Here is a 14,626-nt window from a genome sequence, read left to right as displayed (position 1 = left end):
TCCGGATGGTAAATTGACGCGGCTGGCCCCGGCGATTATGCGGATTACATAACAGAACCCATGCCGCGGGGTTTGCGGCATTTTCGCACGTCTATAGGGAGTTTTGCTCGTGACAGCCCCGCTTTCCGTTCCCCTGTCCGCCAAAGGCATCGAAACCGGTGCCACCATCTTCGCCAATCTGGGAACGGCCGCGCTCGTGGAACACGCCGTGACCAACGGGGAGGGCAAGCTCGCCGCGCACGGGCCGCTGGTGGTTGAAACCGGCAAGCACACGGGCCGCAGCGCGAAGGACAAGTTCATCGTCCGCGATGCCGAGACCGAGAGCACCGTGTGGTGGGGCAAGGTCAACGTGCCGATGACGCCGGAGCATTTCGCCACGCTGAAGCAGGATTTCCTCGCCGAGCTGGCGAAGAAGGACCAGCTCTATGTCGCCGATCTCTTTGGCGGCTCGCAGCCGGAACATCGGGTGAAGGTGCGGGTGATCAACGAACTCGCCTGGCATAACCTGTTCATCCGCACGCTGCTGGTGCGCCCCACGGCGGACGAGCTGCAGGGCTTCGATCCCGAATACACCATCATCGACCTGCCCAGCTTCCGCGCCGATCCTGCGCGGCACGGCAGCCGCACGGAGACGGTGATCGCCGTCAATTTCTCCGAAAAGCTGATCCTGATCGGCGGCACGAAATATGCCGGGGAGATGAAGAAGAGCGTCTTCGGCATCCTCAACTACCTGCTGCCCACGCAGGGCGTGATGCCGATGCATTGTTCCGCCAACATCGGCGCGGACGGCAAGACGGCGGTGTTCTTCGGCCTGTCCGGCACCGGCAAGACCACGCTGTCCGCCGATGCCAGCCGCACGCTGATCGGCGATGACGAGCATGGCTGGTCCGACACGGCGGTCTTCAACTTCGAAGGCGGCTGCTACGCCAAGATGATCCGTCTTTCCGCGGAAGCGGAGCCGGAGATCTACGCCACCAGCCGCATGTTCGGCACGGTGCTGGAAAACGTGGTGATGGACGAGGATACGCGGGAGCTGGATTTCGACGACAACTCGCTCGCCGAAAACAGCCGTGGTGCCTATCCGATCGACTTCATTCCGAACGCTTCGGAAGAGAACCTCGGTCCGGTGCCGTCCAATGTCATCATGCTGACGGCGGATGCCTTTGCCGTGCTGCCGCCGATCGCGCGGCTGACGCCCGATCAGGCGATGTACCATTTCCTGTCCGGCTATACCGCGAAGGTGGCGGGCACGGAAATCGGCGTGACGGAGCCGGAAGCGACCTTCTCCACCTGCTTCGGTGCGCCCTTCATGCCGCGCCACCCCAGCGTCTATGGCAATCTGCTGAAGGAGCGGATCGCCAAGGGCGGCGTGTCCTGCTGGCTGGTCAACACCGGCTGGACGGGCGGCAAGTACGGCACGGGCAGCCGCATGCCGATCAAGGCCACCCGCGCGCTGCTGAATGCGGCGCTGGACGGCTCGCTGAACAATGCCGAATTCCGCGTCGATCCGAACTTCGGCTTCGAAGTGCCGGTTTCGGTGCCGGGCGTGGACGACGCGATCCTCGATCCGCGTTCGACCTGGGCGGACAAGGAAGATTACGACCGCACGGCGCAGAAGCTGATGCAGCTGTTCATCGACAATTTCGCTGAGTTCGAGGCGCATGTGGATGAAGGCGTGCGCCGCGCGGCGCCGCAGTCGGCCTGAACCGGGTGGGGGGTGCTGACCGCGCCCCGGCCCGTGCGAACATGAGAAGCGGCGTCCGCGATGCGGGCGCCGTTTCTGTTTTCGCCCTGCGCGGCGCAATCATCGAAACATCCTGCGCAGATTTGACTTGTAACAATGGCAGGGCCGCGCATCATATCCACGAGCGGGTGGGCCAGTCAGGAGAAATGAAATGAGCATATTCGATGATATTCTGAGAAGCCTTTCCGGCACCCCGGACGATGTCGTCAATCTTGCCAACAAGGTCGGGATCGAGCCGGCGACGGCAGAGAAGGCGATCGCCGCACTCGCCCATGCGCATCAGATGGAAGGCGATACGGTGGAAGCCGCCGCGGCGAAGACGGGGCTGCCCACCGGCACGCTCAGCCAGATCGTGGAGCAGATCGGCGGCGAAGGCTCGCTGATGGAATTCGCCAACATGCTGGACCGCGACTGAGACGGCAATCCGCTCACGGTCTCGCCAACAAGGCGAGCGAGTTCTTCCGCAAGGGTTGATTTCTGAGCGAACGGGCGGCGCCGCGCCGCCCGTTCCGCCTCAGGCGCCCTGCGCCGGAGCGGGGGCCGCGATGTAGCGGTCCACGTTCTTCGCCAGCACGTCCAGCGGCACGTTGCCGCCCAGCACCACCGCATCGTCAAAGGCGCGCAGGTCGTAGCGTCCGCCCAGCGTGGCCATTGCGCGGCTGCGCTGGCGCAGGATTTCGCTGTGCCCGACCTTGTAGCCGCAAGCCTGCCCCGGCCATGAGCAATAACGATCCACCTCGCTGGCGATCTCGGTCGGATCGTCGCCATTGCGTTCGGTGAACAGCCGCACGGCCTGCTCGCGGCTCCAGCGCTTGTGGTGCAGCCCGGTGTCGGCGATCAGCCGGCAGGCGCGGAAGGCCTGATCCTGCAGATAGCCCAGCCGCCAGGCGGGATGCTCGGCATAGGCGCCCAGCTCGTCCGCAAGCTGCTCGGCATAGAGCGCCCAGCCTTCCGAATAGGCGTTGAAGGCCAAGATGGAGCGAATCAGCGGCAGCTGGTTGGCATATTCGCCCTGCCACACATGGCCTGGGATCGTCTCGTGATGCACCAGCGTGGGCACCGTGTATTTGCGGTGCAGATCGGTGGTGCGCAGGTTGATCCACATCTTGCCGGGAATCGTGCCGTCCTTCGATCCCGCGCCGCCATAGGCGGTGGGGGCGCCCGGCTCCTCCGCCAGCGGCAGGCGGCGCACTTCCAGCTTCGCATCCACCAGCGTGTTGAAGGCACGCGGCATCTGCGCCGTGATCCAGTCGATCCGTTCGTGGATGAAGGCCATGATCTCGGCACGTCCCGGATCGCCTTCGGCAAATTTGAACCGCGGGTCCGTGGCGAGCGCATTCATGCGATCGCCCACGCTGCCCTTCGTATAGCCAAGATCACGCAGGATCGGGTCCATCCGGCCGTGGATTTCCTCCAGCTGTTCCAGCCCCATCTGGTGAATCTCGTCCGGTGTCATCCGTGTGGTCGTGCTGGCGCGTAGCGCCCAGTCATACCATTCCGCGCCCTGCGGCCGGGCCCCCATGCCGGGCTCCCCGGTGGCGATGGCGCGCTCTGCCTTCAGCTCGGCCAGCTGGGCCGCCAGCGCATCGGCAATCGGGCCCGTCACCAGCGGCGTGGCGCGGCGCGCCCAGTCTCCGGCGATGTTCTGTTCCGCCGTGCGCCGCACCAGCGAGTCCACCAGCGCTCCGCCCGCGCGGGCGTCTGCCAGCGAGGCTTCCATCTGCGGGATTGCCTTGTCGAGCAGGAAGTCGGGCGGCACCAGCCCCATCTCCCGCGCGGCCCGGATCCGCTCCAGCTCGCCATTGAGATAGGCCGGGATCTGTTCCAGCCGCGAAACATAGGCCTCCGCGTCCTGCGCATCGCGGATGGGATGATCGGAATCGAGAAAGCGCGGCAGGTCGAGATAGCCGCCGACATTCTGGATCACCGCGTAGGGTGCGTTGCGCCAGCCGCCCACGGCCACATCGCCATAGGGCAGGGCAAAGCCTTCCAGCGCATTGGCATAGGCGCTTTCCACCACTTCGAAGCTGGTCCGCCGTGCCGGATCCAGGCCTTCGCGCGGGAAGGCGCGAGCCTGCCGCAGCCTTTCCCGCAGGCTTTCGGCATAGGCAGAGATGCCCGCGGGTGTGGTATCGCGCAATTGCGCGCGCAACGCGGCATGCTCTCCCGTGTCCACGCCCAGCGAGGTGGCCCGCTCCGGCTCGTGCCGCAGCAGGTCGAAGGCAATATCGTCCAGCACGGCTTCCGAACCGGCGGCAGCGGGTGTGTCGCCGGCCGCCACCAGCGCGCCGCGTGCGCAACCGGAGAGGACGATCAGCGAGACCCCGGCGCCAAGCGACGCAAGGGCGCCGCGGCGGGTGAAGGTTTCTTGTGAAATCGGCATAGGCAATCAGTGCAACCGGCGCCGGAGCCTGTCAATCGCACCCGATGCTTCCCCTTCGCGCAGCGAGGCCCTATCGGGTCGTCATGAACGCGATCCTTTCGGTGCTGATGCTGGTGGCCGGTGCGCTGGTGATCGGCGCGATCTATCTGTGGCGCAAGGGTGGCCCCCGGCGGCAGGTGTGGCTGATGCTGATCCTCGCCATGGTCATGGTCGTCAATGTGCTGATCTGGACGGTGCCCGATGCCGACGGCACGGCCCCGCTGGACCGCGCCGGCGACATCGCGGCGCCGCAGTAGGCCTCAGTCCGGAATCTGCCAGGTGACGCGGCCCGTGTAGGTGCCGACGACCCGCGCTCCGCTGCCGTCGGTTGCCGCTTCGAAGCGCGCCCGCCGGGTCAGCGCGCGGCAGGTTGCCGCGTCCAGCTGGCGGTTGCCGGTGGAGGCGGTGATCTCGCAAGCGCTCACCTTGCCGCTGGTGGCGATCACCAGGCGATAGGTTGCTGTGCCTTCGATCCCCTGGCGGAGCGGGCTAGCTGGATAATCATCTGCGGTGATCCAGCTTGCCGGGCTGCTGAGCGGCGCTGCGCCGGTGGGCGTGAAGGACGGCGTCGGCCGGGGCGGCAGCGGCGGTGGGGTGACCGTCGGCCTGACGTCCGGATAATCCGACCACACCTCCGCCTCGGGTTTCGCCGGATCGAACACATCGACGGTCTGGGTGCTGTCGGTGTTGAGTACGATCTCGCGATTGGGCGCTACCGGCGGCTGCACCTTGGACTTCGGCATCTCCACCACGTCGAGCGGCGGGGGCGGGGGAGGCGTCAGCGGAATGTTGACGCCGATGAGCTTGCCCTTTTCCAGCGGGATCACGCCGCTGACGGCGAGCCCGGCCACCACGACCACGCCCATCACGGCATGGATCGCCACGGTTGCGGCAAGTGCGGCGGCACGGCCGCGCGGATCAGAGTTACGGCTGAGGTAGGTCATGGTCGCATCCTCTCCTTTTCTGGCCGCCCCATGGGCAGAAGGAGTCGGGGCGGTCCTTATTATGATGTAACATTACACCGAAGGAGCCGTACTCGGCAAGCCCCGGCTGCACTGCGCCGGGGCTTGCCCTGTCAGATGCGCGAAATCACTTGATCGGGCAGCTCGGATCCAGCCGGAAATCGAGGTAATTGTTCACCGCGCCCATCAGCGGTTCCATCTCGTTCTCGAAGAAATGGTTCGCCCGCGGGATTTCCTCGTGATGGATCGTGATGTGCTTCTGCGTGCGCAGCTTGTCGACCAGCTTCTGCACGGAATTGGGCTGCACCACCGTGTCCGCCGTGCCCTGGATGAAGATGCCCGAAGCCGGGCAGGGCGCGAGGAAGGAGAAGTCATACATGTTGGCCGGCGGCGCGATCGAGATGAAGCCGCGAATCTCCGGCCGACGCATCAGCAGCTGCATGCCGATCAGCGCGCCGAAGCTGACGCCCGCGACCCAGGTCGTCTGCGCTTCGGGGTGGATCGTCTGCACCCAGTCCAGCGCCGAAGCGGCATCGGACAATTCGCCGATGCCGTTGTCGAAGCTGCCCTGGCTGCGGCCGACGCCGCGGAAGTTGAAGCGCAGTGTGGCGAATCCGCGATCGACGAAAGTCTTGTAGAGGTGCTGCACGATGCGATCGTTCATCGTCCCGCCACCCTGCGAATGCGGGTGCAGGATCATCGCCACCGGTGCGCGCGGGCGCGGAGCGGGGGAGTAACGACCTTCGAGGCGCCCTTCCGGGCCGGGAAAGATAACTGAGGGCATTCGTGCGTTGCTCGTATCAGTGGAAAGGCCGCGCAGGTGGCGCGGCCGAAGTGCGGGGCTATATAGTGCGAATGCTCATTTTCGCAATTCCTGACGCATGACGCGCATCTATCTCGATTACGCGGCCACCACGCCGCTGCTGCCGGCCGCGCATGCGGCGCTGGAAGAAGGCTGGGCGCTGTGGGCCAACCCGTCGAGCCCCCATGCCGAAGGGCGGCGTGCCCGCGCCGCGCTGGAACAGGCTCGGGCGCGCGTGAAGGCGGCGCTCGACTGGGAGGGGGAGGTGATCTTCACCAGCGGCGCGAGCGAGGCGCTGGCGCTGGCGCTGCGCCATTCACGCCGGCCGCTCGCTCATGTCTCCGTGGTGGAGCACGAGGCGGTGCTGCGCCACGCGGGGCAGGCGCAGCGCTGGGGCGTTGAGCCGGGCAGCGGGCGCATCACTCCTGCGCCTGAAGCGCCGGATGCGCTGTTCGCGCTGCAGCATGTGAACAACGAAACCGGCGTGATCCAGCCGGTGGCCGAGATCGCGGCGGAGCTTCGTGCGGCGGGCGGTGCGCTGCTGTGCGATTGCGCGCAGTCTGCCGGCAAGATCGCCCTGCCGCCCGCGGCTATGATCACGATCTCCGCGCATAAGTTCGGCGGACCCATAGGCGTGGGTGCGCTGCTGCTGCGCGACTTTGCGCTGCTCCATGCCGGCGGGGGGCAAGAACGCGGCTATCGCGGCGGCACCGAGAACCTGCCCGGCGCCATGGCCATGGCGGCGGCGCTGGAGGCGGGGAACGGGTGGATGGAGGAAGCGGCCCGGCTCCGCACCGTGCTGGAGCGCGGCATTTGCGATGCGGGGGGCGAGGTGGTTGCAGGCGAGGCCCCGCGCATCGCCACCATCGGTGCCTATCGCATGCCGGGCGTTTCCGCCGCGGCGCAGTTGATCCGGCTGGACGGGGCGGGTTTTGCCGTTTCGGCTGGTAGCGCCTGCTCCTCCGGCAGTCTCAAGCCCAGCCATGTGCTCGAAGCCATGGGCTACCCCCATCCGGGCGAGGTGATCCGCGTCAGTGTCGGGCGCGAGACGACGGAGGACGAGATCGCCGCGTTCCTACGCCAATGGCAGGCGATCGCCGGGGGCAGGGCGGCGGCGTGATCTATCTCGACTATCAGGCGACGACGCCGCTGGCGCCCGAAGCGCGTGAGGCGATGCTGCGCTGGCTCGACGGGCCGGGCGGCACCGGCTTCGGCAATCCGCACAGTCCCCACCGCATGGGACGACAGGCCGCGGCGGGGGTGGAGCTGGCGCGGGAGCAGGTCGCGGCGCTGCTGCCGCCCGGTGGCACGGTGACCTTCACCAGCGGCGCCACCGAAGCGATCAACATCGCCCTGCGCGGCTGCGAGCCGGCTCTGGCGGGCATGCCAATGGCGGTCAGTGCGATCGAGCATGCGGCGGTGCTGGACACGGCGCGCGACCTTGCAGGGCCGTGCCACCTGCTGCCGGTGGGTGCCGAGGGGGTTGTCGACCCGCAGGTGCCGCTGCCCGAGGGGCTTGGGCTGCTGGCGGTGATGCAGGTGAACAACGAGATCGGCACGGTGCAGCCGGTCGCCGAGCTCTATGCCCGCGCCAGGGCCAACGGCGCGCTGTTCCTGTGCGACGCGGTGCAGGCAGCGGGGAAGATGCTGGTGGCGGAGGCGGATTTCATCGTCATCAGCGCACATAAGCTCCACGGGCCGAAGGGTATTGGCGCGCTATGGGTTCGGGACGGAGTGCCGCTGCGCCCGCTCATCACCGGCGGCGGGCAGGAGAACGGGCTGCGTTCGGGCACCCTCAGCCCCGCGCTGTGTGCCGGCTTCGGCGCTGCGGCGGAACTGGCGCTGGCGCGGATGGAGGCGGATGCCGCGCATGTCGCCGCGCTATGGGATCGGGCGAGGGGTTTGCTCGCGGAGTGGGAACTCAACGGCAGCGCGCAGCAACGCTATCTCGGCAATCTCAATTTACGGCGGGAAGGGCTGGATGTGGCCCGGTTGATGTCGGACCTACGCCAGCTGTGCTTCTCCGCCGGGTCGGCCTGTGCCAGCGGATCGGGGCGCCCGAGCCATGTCCTGTCCGCTCTTGGCCTCACCCCTGCAGAGGCGCGCAGTTCGATCCGTCTGGGCTTCGGCCGTTACACGACGATGGCAGAGCTTGAAGAAGCCGCCGTTCTCATCGATAATGCTGCGACGCAACAGGGGTAAGCGACATCCACGTCAGGTTTATTACACGCAATGGGGAAACAGTGGAGGCGGAAGGCTCCGCCGGCACGAGCTTGCTCGAATTGGGGCAGGCGGCCGGCATGCCGCTGGAGGGGACCTGCGAAGGGCAGATGGCCTGTTCCACCTGCCACGTGATCGTGGCGCAGGAATGGTTCGCCCAGCTTCCACCCGCCAGCGAAGATGAGGAAGACATGCTTGACCTAGCGCCCGGCGTCTGTGCCACCAGCCGGCTGTCCTGTCAGATCGATCTCGTGGACGAGCTGGACGGGCTGACGGTGCGCATCCCGCCCACTAGCCACGACATGCAGCGCGGGTAGGACGCCCCGGGGGGAGCGCCCGTTCCGCACAGTTAGCCGTTCAGGCGGGCTCGCCCACCTTGGCCTGCTTCAGCGCGGCGATCAGCGCATCGCTGAAGGCCGGCACGTCATCGGGCTTGCGGCTGGTGATGAGATTGCCGTCGGTCGCGACCTCCTGATCCACCACATTGCCGCCCGCATTGCGCAGATCGGTGCGGATGGATGGCCAGCTGGTCACCGTCTTGCCGCGCACGGCATCGGCTTCCACCAGCAGCCACGGGCCGTGGCAGATTGCGGCCACCGGTTTTCCTGAGCTGCAGAATTCGCGGACGATCGTCACGGCCTTGTCCTCCAGCCGCAGCTTGTCCGGGTTGATCTGGCCGCCGGGAAGCACCAGCGCGTCGAACTCGCCAGCCGAAACGTCGCTCAGCTTACGGTCAACCTTCACGCTGTCGCCCCAGTCGGTCTGGTCCCAGCCCTTGATCTCGCCTTCCTTGGGGCTGACGACGACAGTTTCGAAGCCGGCATCTTCGAGGCGTTTCTTGGGACCGGTCAGCTCGACCTGTTCGAAACCGTCGGTGGCGAGGATCATCACGCGTTGCGTCATGGTGTGAACTCCTTTGCTTGGGGGTTTGCCCCTGCAATGAGTGGGGAAAGGCGCACGTTCCGTGCTGTCCCGCCAGCTGTGCCGGTGATAAGGCGAGCCGCATGGCCACCATCGATGACGAAAAGGATCCGTTCGACGCCATAGTCGACGCCCCCTTCGACAGCGCGCTGAGCGAGCGGTATCTCGTCTATGCGCTGTCCACGATCACTGCCCGTTCGCTGCCCGATCTTCGCGACGGCTTGAAGCCGGTGCATCGCCGCCTGCTGTGGACGATGCGGCAATTGCGCCTCACCCCGGACAATTCGCCGAAGAAATCGGCCCGCGTGGTGGGCGATGTGATCGGCAAGTATCATCCGCATGGCGACGTGGCGGTCTATGATGCGATGGTCCGCCTCGCGCAGGATTTCACCCTGCGCTATCCGCTGGTGGAGGGGCAGGGCAATTTCGGCAATATCGATGGCGATAACGCCGCCGCCTATCGCTACACCGAATGCCGCCTGACGCGCACCGCCCTGCATCTGATGGATGGGCTGGACGAAGGCACCGTTACCTTCATTCCCACCTACAACAATGAGGAGGAAGAGCCGGAGCTGTTCCCCGGCCTGTTCCCCAATCTGCTGGCCAATGGCGCCAGCGGCATCGCCGTGGGCATGGCCACCAGCATCCCCAGCCACAATGTTGCGGAAATCATCGATGCGACGCTGGAACTGATCGACAATCCCCATGTCGAACATGCCCGGCTGATGGAGCTGTTCCACGGGCCCGACTTCGCCACCGGCGGGCTGATCGTGGACAGCCCAGAGGCGATTTCCCACGCCTATGTCACGGGGCGCGGATCGTTTCGCGTGCGCGGGCGCTTCTACGCCGCCGAGGCCAAGGATCCCGCCGATCGCGATGCGGGGATCGAGCGGCTGGGCGGCGGCCAGTATCAGCTCGTGGTGTCTGAAATTCCGTATCAGGTGCCCAAGGGCAAGCTGATCGAGCAGATCGCCCAGGCGATCGCGGACAAGAAGCTGCCGATCCTGGAAGACGTTCGCGATGAAAGCGACGAGCAGGTGCGCATCGTGCTGGTGCCGCGCAGCCGCAATGTCGATCCCGAACTGCTCAAGGAATCGCTCTACAAGCTGACCGATCTGGAATCGCGTTTCGGGCTCAATCTCAACGTGCTGGACAGCACGCGCACCCCGATGGTGATGGGATTGAAGGAACTGCTGGGCCATTGGGTGGCAGCGCAGATCGACATCCTGCAGCGCCGCACCCAGCACCGGCTGGACCGGATCGCGGCGCGGCTGGAACTGGTCGAAGGCTATATCGCGGCCTACCTCAACCTCGACCGGGTGATCGAGATCATCCGCACGGAGGACGAGCCGAAGCCCATCATGATGGCCGAGTTCGAACTGACCGACCGCCAGGCCGAAGCCATCCTCAACATGCGGCTGCGCAGCCTGCGCAAGCTGGAAGAGATGGAACTGCGCAAGGAGCGGGAGGATCTGCTGGCGGAGCGGGAGGAGCTGGACAAGCTGCTCGCCAGCCCGGCGCGCCAGCGCACCCGGTTGAAGCGCGATCTCAATGCCCTGCGCAAGGAATATGGGGAAGATACCGCGCTCGGCCGGCGCCGGACCACCATCGCCGAAGCGAAGCCGGCGGTGGAATTCACCATGGATGCGATGATCGAGAAGGAGCCGGTCACGGTGATCCTCTCGCAGAAGGGGTGGATCCGCGCTGCCAAGGGGCATGTGCCGCTGGATTCCGATTTCAAATACAAGGAAGGCGATGGCCCCGCCTTCGCCCTGCATGCGCAGACCACGGACAAGCTGCTTATCGCGGCGGACGACGGCCGGTTCTACACGCTGGGGGCGGACAAGCTGCCCGGCGCGCGCGGTTTTGGCGAGCCGATCCGCAACACGCTGGATATCGATGCGGCGGCGCAGATCGTGGCGCTGATCGTCCACAAGCCGCAGCTACAGCTGCTGCTCGCTTCCACGCCGGGCAAGGGCTTTGCCGCCATCACCGACGAGTTGCTGGCCGAAACGCGCAAGGGGCGCCAGGTCGTGAACCTGCGCGGCGATGCGCGGCTGGCGGTGGTCCATCCGATCGCGCCGGAGCATGACCACGTGGCCGTGGTGGGGGATAATCGCAAGCTGGTGATCTTCAGCCTTGAGGAGCTGCCGGTGATGGCGCGCGGGCAGGGCGTGACCCTGCAACGCTATCGCGACGGCGGGCTGTCCGATGCGACCACGCTGACGCTGGCGGACGGCCTTTCCTGGCGAATGGGCGGTGACAGCGGCCGCACCCGCACCGAAGGCGAAATTCACATGTGGAAGGTGGCCCGCGGGGCCGCGGGGCGGATGCCGCCCACCGGCTTTCCCAAGGACAACAAGTTCCAGTCATGAAAAAGGCCGGGCGCGCAGTGCACGCCCGGCCTCCTCTTTCCGTATCCCGGGGGCTTAGCCGCCGGACTGTTCGTCAGCGGCCGGGGCAGCCTGGGCCGAAACCGCTGCCTTCAGATCGGCCGCGGTCGCAAGGAAGGTCAGCTTGCCCGCCTGCATGGTCATCTGCTCCTTGGGGAGCTGGACCGCATCGGCATCGACGAGGTTGACGACCACAAGACCATCGGCGCCGATGCTTTCCACGGAGCCGAGCAGCACGCTGTCCACGCTATAAAGCTGTGCGCCGGGGATGAGCGCAGCCGCGAAGGCCGCATCCTTCTTCTGTTCTTCCGCGGTGATCGCCGCTTCGAGGTCGGCCTTGTTCCAGCCGATGGTCGGGCCGTTTTCGCCCTTGCCGAACACATTGGCGGGCAGGGTGGCAGTCATGCTGCCGGTGTTCACTACGACATTGCCGCCCTCGACCTTCTCGACGGTGCCCACCTGGCCACCCTGCGGCCCATAGACGGTGGCGCCAACAGCAACGCCGGCATCCTGCGCAAAGGCCGGGGCCGAAACGCCGGCCAGGGTCAGTGCAGCCGCTGCTGCGAAATGCGAAAGCTTCATGATGTCGTTTCTCCGTTCTAACAAAATACAACCACGCGCCGGAGATGGCGCAAAGACTAACCGGGGCTAATTACGCGAGCGGGGCCGGCATTAACGCCTGAGCCCGGTTGAAGTGCCACGAAAAAATGGCGGCCCGCAGGTTCAACCCGGCCTGCCGATGCATCAGGGATGGGACGGCAGGTTCATGCAGAATTTAGCCAAATGGTTATGAAGCGGGGATGAAGCCTGCGCAAGGCCCACGTTAACCCAAATCTGGCGTAATTCCGCGCCTCAGCCCGCCAATGCCGCGTCCAGCAATTGTTCGATCCGATCGCGGCCGGGGAAGCCTTCCGCGATCCATTGATCTTCCAGCCGCCGCAGCAGCCGCGCGACTTCGGGGCCGGCGGAAACACCGCGGGCCACGATCTCCCCGCCCTTCAACGGGAAACGGGGAATCTCCCAACCGGTGAGCGGCGCGATATCCGCCCCCGCCAGTAGCAGGCGATCGAGCGTTTCCTCCCTGCCGATGCGATAGGCGAGCGCGCGGGGATCGTCTGGCGCGGCCGTGCGGCCGGCGGCCGTGGCGAGGCGCTTCTTCTGCGCGGCGGAGAAGCGCAGCCGCGATGCCACCTGTTCGGCCACGCGCGGATCCGGGGGCAGCAGGGCGGCGAGGCGGCGCAGTGCGGCCGGCGGCGTGCCGCTTTTGCGCTCCGCCGCGATGAGCGCGATGAGAGCAGCGATCCCGTCGCTGCCAACTTCGGGCAGCACCACGGGAAGCACGCCGCGCCGCAGCATCCGCTCTACCGTCTCGGCGGGATCGGGCAGGGCCAGGAGGTTGAGCAGCTCCATCGCCACCCGCTCCCGGCTGAGGCCCTTCAGCGTCGCGGCGAGATCGGCGCAGGCTTCCTCCGCCTCGCCGTCCAGCAGACTGCCGAAACGCGCCTGGAAACGGTAGTAGCGCAGAATGCGCAGATGATCCTCGCGGATACGCTGGCGGGCGTCGCCGATGAAGCGCACCTGCCGCGCGGCGAGATCGTCCAGCCCGCCGAAATAGTCGGCGATCTCGAGCGTCGCCGGATCGGCATAAAGCGCATTGATGGTAAAATCGCGCCGCGCGGCATCTTCGCGCCAGTCGTCGGAAAAGGCGATGGTGGCGCGGCGCCCGTCGGTGGCGACGTCGCGGCGCAGGGTGGTGACCTCCACCGGCCCGCCGGCCAGCACGGCGGTGACGGTGCCGTGCTCGATCCCGGTGGGAACGGCGCGAATGCCCGCCTCCCGCAGCCGCGCCATCACCTCCTTGGGGGGCAGCACGGTTGCCGCGTCGATATCAGCCACTTCGTCGCCCAGCAGCGTGTCGCGCACTGCACCGCCGACCCAGCGGACATTGCCCGCGCCGAGCGCGGACACGAGCTGCGCAAGATCCTCCCGCGCGGTCCAGGGGGCGGGGGGCAGCTCAGCCATTCGCCAGATCCCGCCAGGCGATGCGGCGCGACAGATTGGCGATGATCGCCGCGGTGATACCCCAGATGCGGTGGCCCTCCCACTCGATCTCCAGATAGGGCCGGCGCCGCCCGCGCCATTCACCCACTCGCTGCACATGGTTGCCGGGATCGAGGATGAAATGCAGCGGCGCTTCGAACCACGCCGCCACTTCCAGCGGATTGGGCACGAGCGGTAGATCCGGCGGCACGAGGCCGAGGACCGGCGTCACGTCATAGCCGCTGCCGGTCACGAAGCGGTCGCTCGCGCCGATGATCCGCACGTCGGCGGGGGCGATGGCCAGTTCCTCCTTCGCCTCGCGCAGCGCCGCGGCCACCGCGTCCTCCCCGGGGTCGAGCTTGCCGCCGGGGAAGGCCACCTGGCCCGGATGCGCGCGCATTCCCTCCGGCCGGTGGGTCAGGAGCACGCCGGGCTCGCTGCGATCGGTCACCGCGATCAGCACCGCGGCGGGGCGCACCTCGGGCGGGGCGAAGCCCGCATCGCTGCGCAGGTCAGGCAGTTCCACGCCGTGGCCTTCGTCGAACAGCTGCCGGAGGCGATCGAACAGCGCGCTCATGCCGGCACCAGCGAGAAGCGGGCACCCAGGCTTTCGACGGCCAGATCGTCTCCGGCGGCCAGCGCATGTTCGGCGAGCTGCAGCCAGGTCGCGCGGTCCAGCCGCGCTTCGCAGCCGTGGCGCACGGCGAGATAGATCGCCGGCGTCTCCGCATCGCCTTCCGCGCGCAGCGGGTGGTCGGGGCCGGCGAGCACGAACTCCTCGGTGTTGAGGCGGAAGGCCAGCGCGCCCTCCTTCACCTGCATGTGCACCGCGCGGAAGGCGGCATCCTCCACCGCGATCGACTGGCGGCATTGCGGCGTCATCAGCCAGTGCTGCCCCTCCGCATCGCGCATCAGCAGGGAAGAAAAGGCGCGCACCATCGCCGGGCGGCGGATCGGGCGGTCTTCGTGATACCAGGTGCCGTCGGCGGCGATGCGCATGTGGCTGTCCGCCTTCTCGCCCGGCTGCCATTGCTCCACCGGGGGCAGGCGGCGCTGGTCCACCGCCTCGGCGATCTCCAGCAGGGAGAGGGAAGACAGGTCGGGCAGGGGAGCATAGGGCAT

The 14,626-nt window shown here is 66.9% G+C and carries 15 protein-coding genes; 7 read left to right on the top strand and 8 right to left on the bottom strand.

What is annotated here, in order from left to right:
* Positions 1-109 precede the first annotated feature (109 nt).
* Together AEB_RS14495 and AEB_RS14490 are read left to right on the top strand one after the other, a co-directional pair.
* On the top strand, positions 110-1,705 hold the full coding sequence (locus tag AEB_RS14495) for a phosphoenolpyruvate carboxykinase (RefSeq protein WP_119084661.1): 1,596 nt from the start codon (positions 110-112) through the stop codon (positions 1,703-1,705).
* 190 nt (positions 1,706-1,895) lie between these two features.
* The gene (locus AEB_RS14490) at positions 1,896-2,159 is read left to right on the top strand and encodes a hypothetical protein (protein ID WP_119083774.1); all 264 of its coding nucleotides are present in this window, start codon (positions 1,896-1,898) and stop codon (positions 2,157-2,159) included.
* A gap of 99 nt (positions 2,160-2,258) precedes the next feature.
* Here the strand turns inward: AEB_RS14490 and AEB_RS14485 are convergent, their stop codons facing one another.
* Positions 2,259-4,127: a DUF885 domain-containing protein gene (locus AEB_RS14485; RefSeq protein WP_119083773.1), complete on the bottom strand. Its 1,869-nt coding sequence runs from the start codon at positions 4,125-4,127 to the stop codon at positions 2,259-2,261.
* Positions 4,128-4,210: 83 nt separating this feature from the next.
* On the opposite strand from AEB_RS14485, the gene AEB_RS14480 reads away from it, so the two are divergent.
* Positions 4,211-4,423 carry a hypothetical protein gene (locus AEB_RS14480; protein ID WP_119083772.1) on the top strand — a complete coding sequence of 71 codons (213 nt, stop codon included), beginning with the start codon at positions 4,211-4,213 and terminating at the stop codon, positions 4,421-4,423.
* A gap of 3 nt (positions 4,424-4,426) precedes the next feature.
* Here AEB_RS14480 and AEB_RS14475 read toward each other — a convergent pair whose 3' ends face one another.
* Both AEB_RS14475 and AEB_RS14470 read right to left on the bottom strand, forming a co-directional pair.
* A complete protein-coding gene (locus AEB_RS14475; RefSeq protein WP_119083771.1) occupies positions 4,427-5,110 on the bottom strand; it encodes an energy transducer TonB in 684 nt (227 codons plus the stop codon).
* A gap of 145 nt (positions 5,111-5,255) precedes the next feature.
* Positions 5,256-5,912: an alpha/beta hydrolase gene (locus tag AEB_RS14470; RefSeq protein WP_119083770.1), complete on the bottom strand. Its 657-nt coding sequence runs from the start codon at positions 5,910-5,912 to the stop codon at positions 5,256-5,258.
* 97 nt (positions 5,913-6,009) lie between these two features.
* Here AEB_RS14470 and AEB_RS14465 point away from each other — a divergent pair, with 97 nt between their 5' ends.
* Genes AEB_RS14465 through AEB_RS14455 form a run of 3 tightly spaced genes read left to right on the top strand, consistent with a single transcriptional unit; the run spans position 6,010 to position 8,467 of the window.
* Entirely contained in the window at positions 6,010-7,050 is a 1,041-nt protein-coding gene (locus tag AEB_RS14465; protein WP_119083769.1) for a cysteine desulfurase family protein, read from the top strand.
* Positions 7,047-8,132, top strand: a complete 1,086-nt coding sequence (locus AEB_RS14460) for a cysteine desulfurase family protein (protein WP_119084660.1) — start codon at positions 7,047-7,049, stop codon at positions 8,130-8,132. The genes AEB_RS14465 and AEB_RS14460 overlap by 4 nt, the downstream gene beginning before the upstream one ends.
* A gap of 5 nt (positions 8,133-8,137) precedes the next feature.
* On the top strand, positions 8,138-8,467 hold the full coding sequence (locus AEB_RS14455) for a 2Fe-2S iron-sulfur cluster-binding protein (RefSeq protein ID WP_442858064.1): 330 nt from the start codon (positions 8,138-8,140) through the stop codon (positions 8,465-8,467).
* A 40-nt stretch (positions 8,468-8,507) separates the two neighbouring features.
* Here AEB_RS14455 and AEB_RS14450 read toward each other — a convergent pair whose 3' ends face one another.
* On the bottom strand, positions 8,508-9,053 hold the full coding sequence (locus AEB_RS14450) for a type 1 glutamine amidotransferase domain-containing protein (protein ID WP_119083767.1): 546 nt from the start codon (positions 9,051-9,053) through the stop codon (positions 8,508-8,510).
* 101 nt (positions 9,054-9,154) lie between these two features.
* On the opposite strand from AEB_RS14450, the gene parC reads away from it, so the two are divergent.
* Complete coding sequence (parC, locus tag AEB_RS14445; protein ID WP_119083766.1) at positions 9,155-11,446, top strand: DNA topoisomerase IV subunit A; 2,292 nt, start codon at positions 9,155-9,157, stop codon at positions 11,444-11,446.
* 54 nt (positions 11,447-11,500) lie between these two features.
* Here parC and AEB_RS14440 read toward each other — a convergent pair whose 3' ends face one another.
* The 4 genes from AEB_RS14440 to AEB_RS14425 all read right to left on the bottom strand — a co-directional run bounded on the left by AEB_RS14440 (position 11,501) and on the right by AEB_RS14425 (position 14,626).
* On the bottom strand, positions 11,501-12,046 hold the full coding sequence (locus AEB_RS14440; RefSeq protein ID WP_119083765.1) for a hypothetical protein: 546 nt from the start codon (positions 12,044-12,046) through the stop codon (positions 11,501-11,503).
* A 270-nt stretch (positions 12,047-12,316) separates the two neighbouring features.
* The gene (locus AEB_RS14435) at positions 12,317-13,486 is read right to left on the bottom strand and encodes a CCA tRNA nucleotidyltransferase (protein WP_119083764.1); all 1,170 of its coding nucleotides are present in this window, start codon (positions 13,484-13,486) and stop codon (positions 12,317-12,319) included.
* Positions 13,479-14,081: a CoA pyrophosphatase gene (locus AEB_RS14430; protein WP_119083763.1), complete on the bottom strand. Its 603-nt coding sequence runs from the start codon at positions 14,079-14,081 to the stop codon at positions 13,479-13,481. The genes AEB_RS14435 and AEB_RS14430 overlap by 8 nt, the downstream gene beginning before the upstream one ends.
* Positions 14,078-14,626 carry a DUF1285 domain-containing protein gene (locus AEB_RS14425; RefSeq protein ID WP_119083762.1) on the bottom strand — a complete coding sequence of 183 codons (549 nt, stop codon included), beginning with the start codon at positions 14,624-14,626 and terminating at the stop codon, positions 14,078-14,080. Before AEB_RS14425 ends, AEB_RS14430 begins: the two co-directional genes overlap by 4 nt.

The organism is Altererythrobacter sp. B11 (assembly GCF_003569745.1).
Taxonomy (GTDB): domain Bacteria; phylum Pseudomonadota; class Alphaproteobacteria; order Sphingomonadales; family Sphingomonadaceae; genus Croceibacterium_C.
The sequence above is the reverse complement of the archived record's forward strand: the minus strand, read 5'-3'. Positions and strand labels throughout refer to the sequence as shown.

Excerpts from the sequence above, each read along its gene's own strand:
- AEB_RS14490 (WP_119083774.1), top strand. The coding sequence starts at position 1,896 with ATGAGCATATTCGATGATATTCTGAGAAGCCTTTCCGGCACCCCGGAC.
- AEB_RS14485 (WP_119083773.1), bottom strand. The coding sequence starts at position 4,127 with ATGCCGATTTCACAAGAAACCTTCACCCGCCGCGGCGCCCTTGCGTCG.
- AEB_RS14480 (WP_119083772.1), top strand. The coding sequence starts at position 4,211 with ATGAACGCGATCCTTTCGGTGCTGATGCTGGTGGCCGGTGCGCTGGTG.
- AEB_RS14475 (WP_119083771.1), bottom strand. The coding sequence starts at position 5,110 with ATGACCTACCTCAGCCGTAACTCTGATCCGCGCGGCCGTGCCGCCGCA.
- AEB_RS14470 (WP_119083770.1), bottom strand. The coding sequence starts at position 5,912 with ATGCCCTCAGTTATCTTTCCCGGCCCGGAAGGGCGCCTCGAAGGTCGT.
- AEB_RS14465 (WP_119083769.1), top strand. The coding sequence starts at position 6,010 with ATGACGCGCATCTATCTCGATTACGCGGCCACCACGCCGCTGCTGCCG.
- AEB_RS14450 (WP_119083767.1), bottom strand. The coding sequence starts at position 9,053 with ATGACGCAACGCGTGATGATCCTCGCCACCGACGGTTTCGAACAGGTC.
- parC (WP_119083766.1), top strand. The coding sequence starts at position 9,155 with ATGGCCACCATCGATGACGAAAAGGATCCGTTCGACGCCATAGTCGAC.
- AEB_RS14440 (WP_119083765.1), bottom strand. The coding sequence starts at position 12,046 with ATGAAGCTTTCGCATTTCGCAGCAGCGGCTGCACTGACCCTGGCCGGC.
- AEB_RS14435 (WP_119083764.1), bottom strand. The coding sequence starts at position 13,486 with ATGGCTGAGCTGCCCCCCGCCCCCTGGACCGCGCGGGAGGATCTTGCG.
- AEB_RS14430 (WP_119083763.1), bottom strand. The coding sequence starts at position 14,081 with ATGAGCGCGCTGTTCGATCGCCTCCGGCAGCTGTTCGACGAAGGCCAC.
- AEB_RS14425 (WP_119083762.1), bottom strand. The coding sequence starts at position 14,626 with ATGCCCTATGCTCCCCTGCCCGACCTGTCTTCCCTCTCCCTGCTGGAG.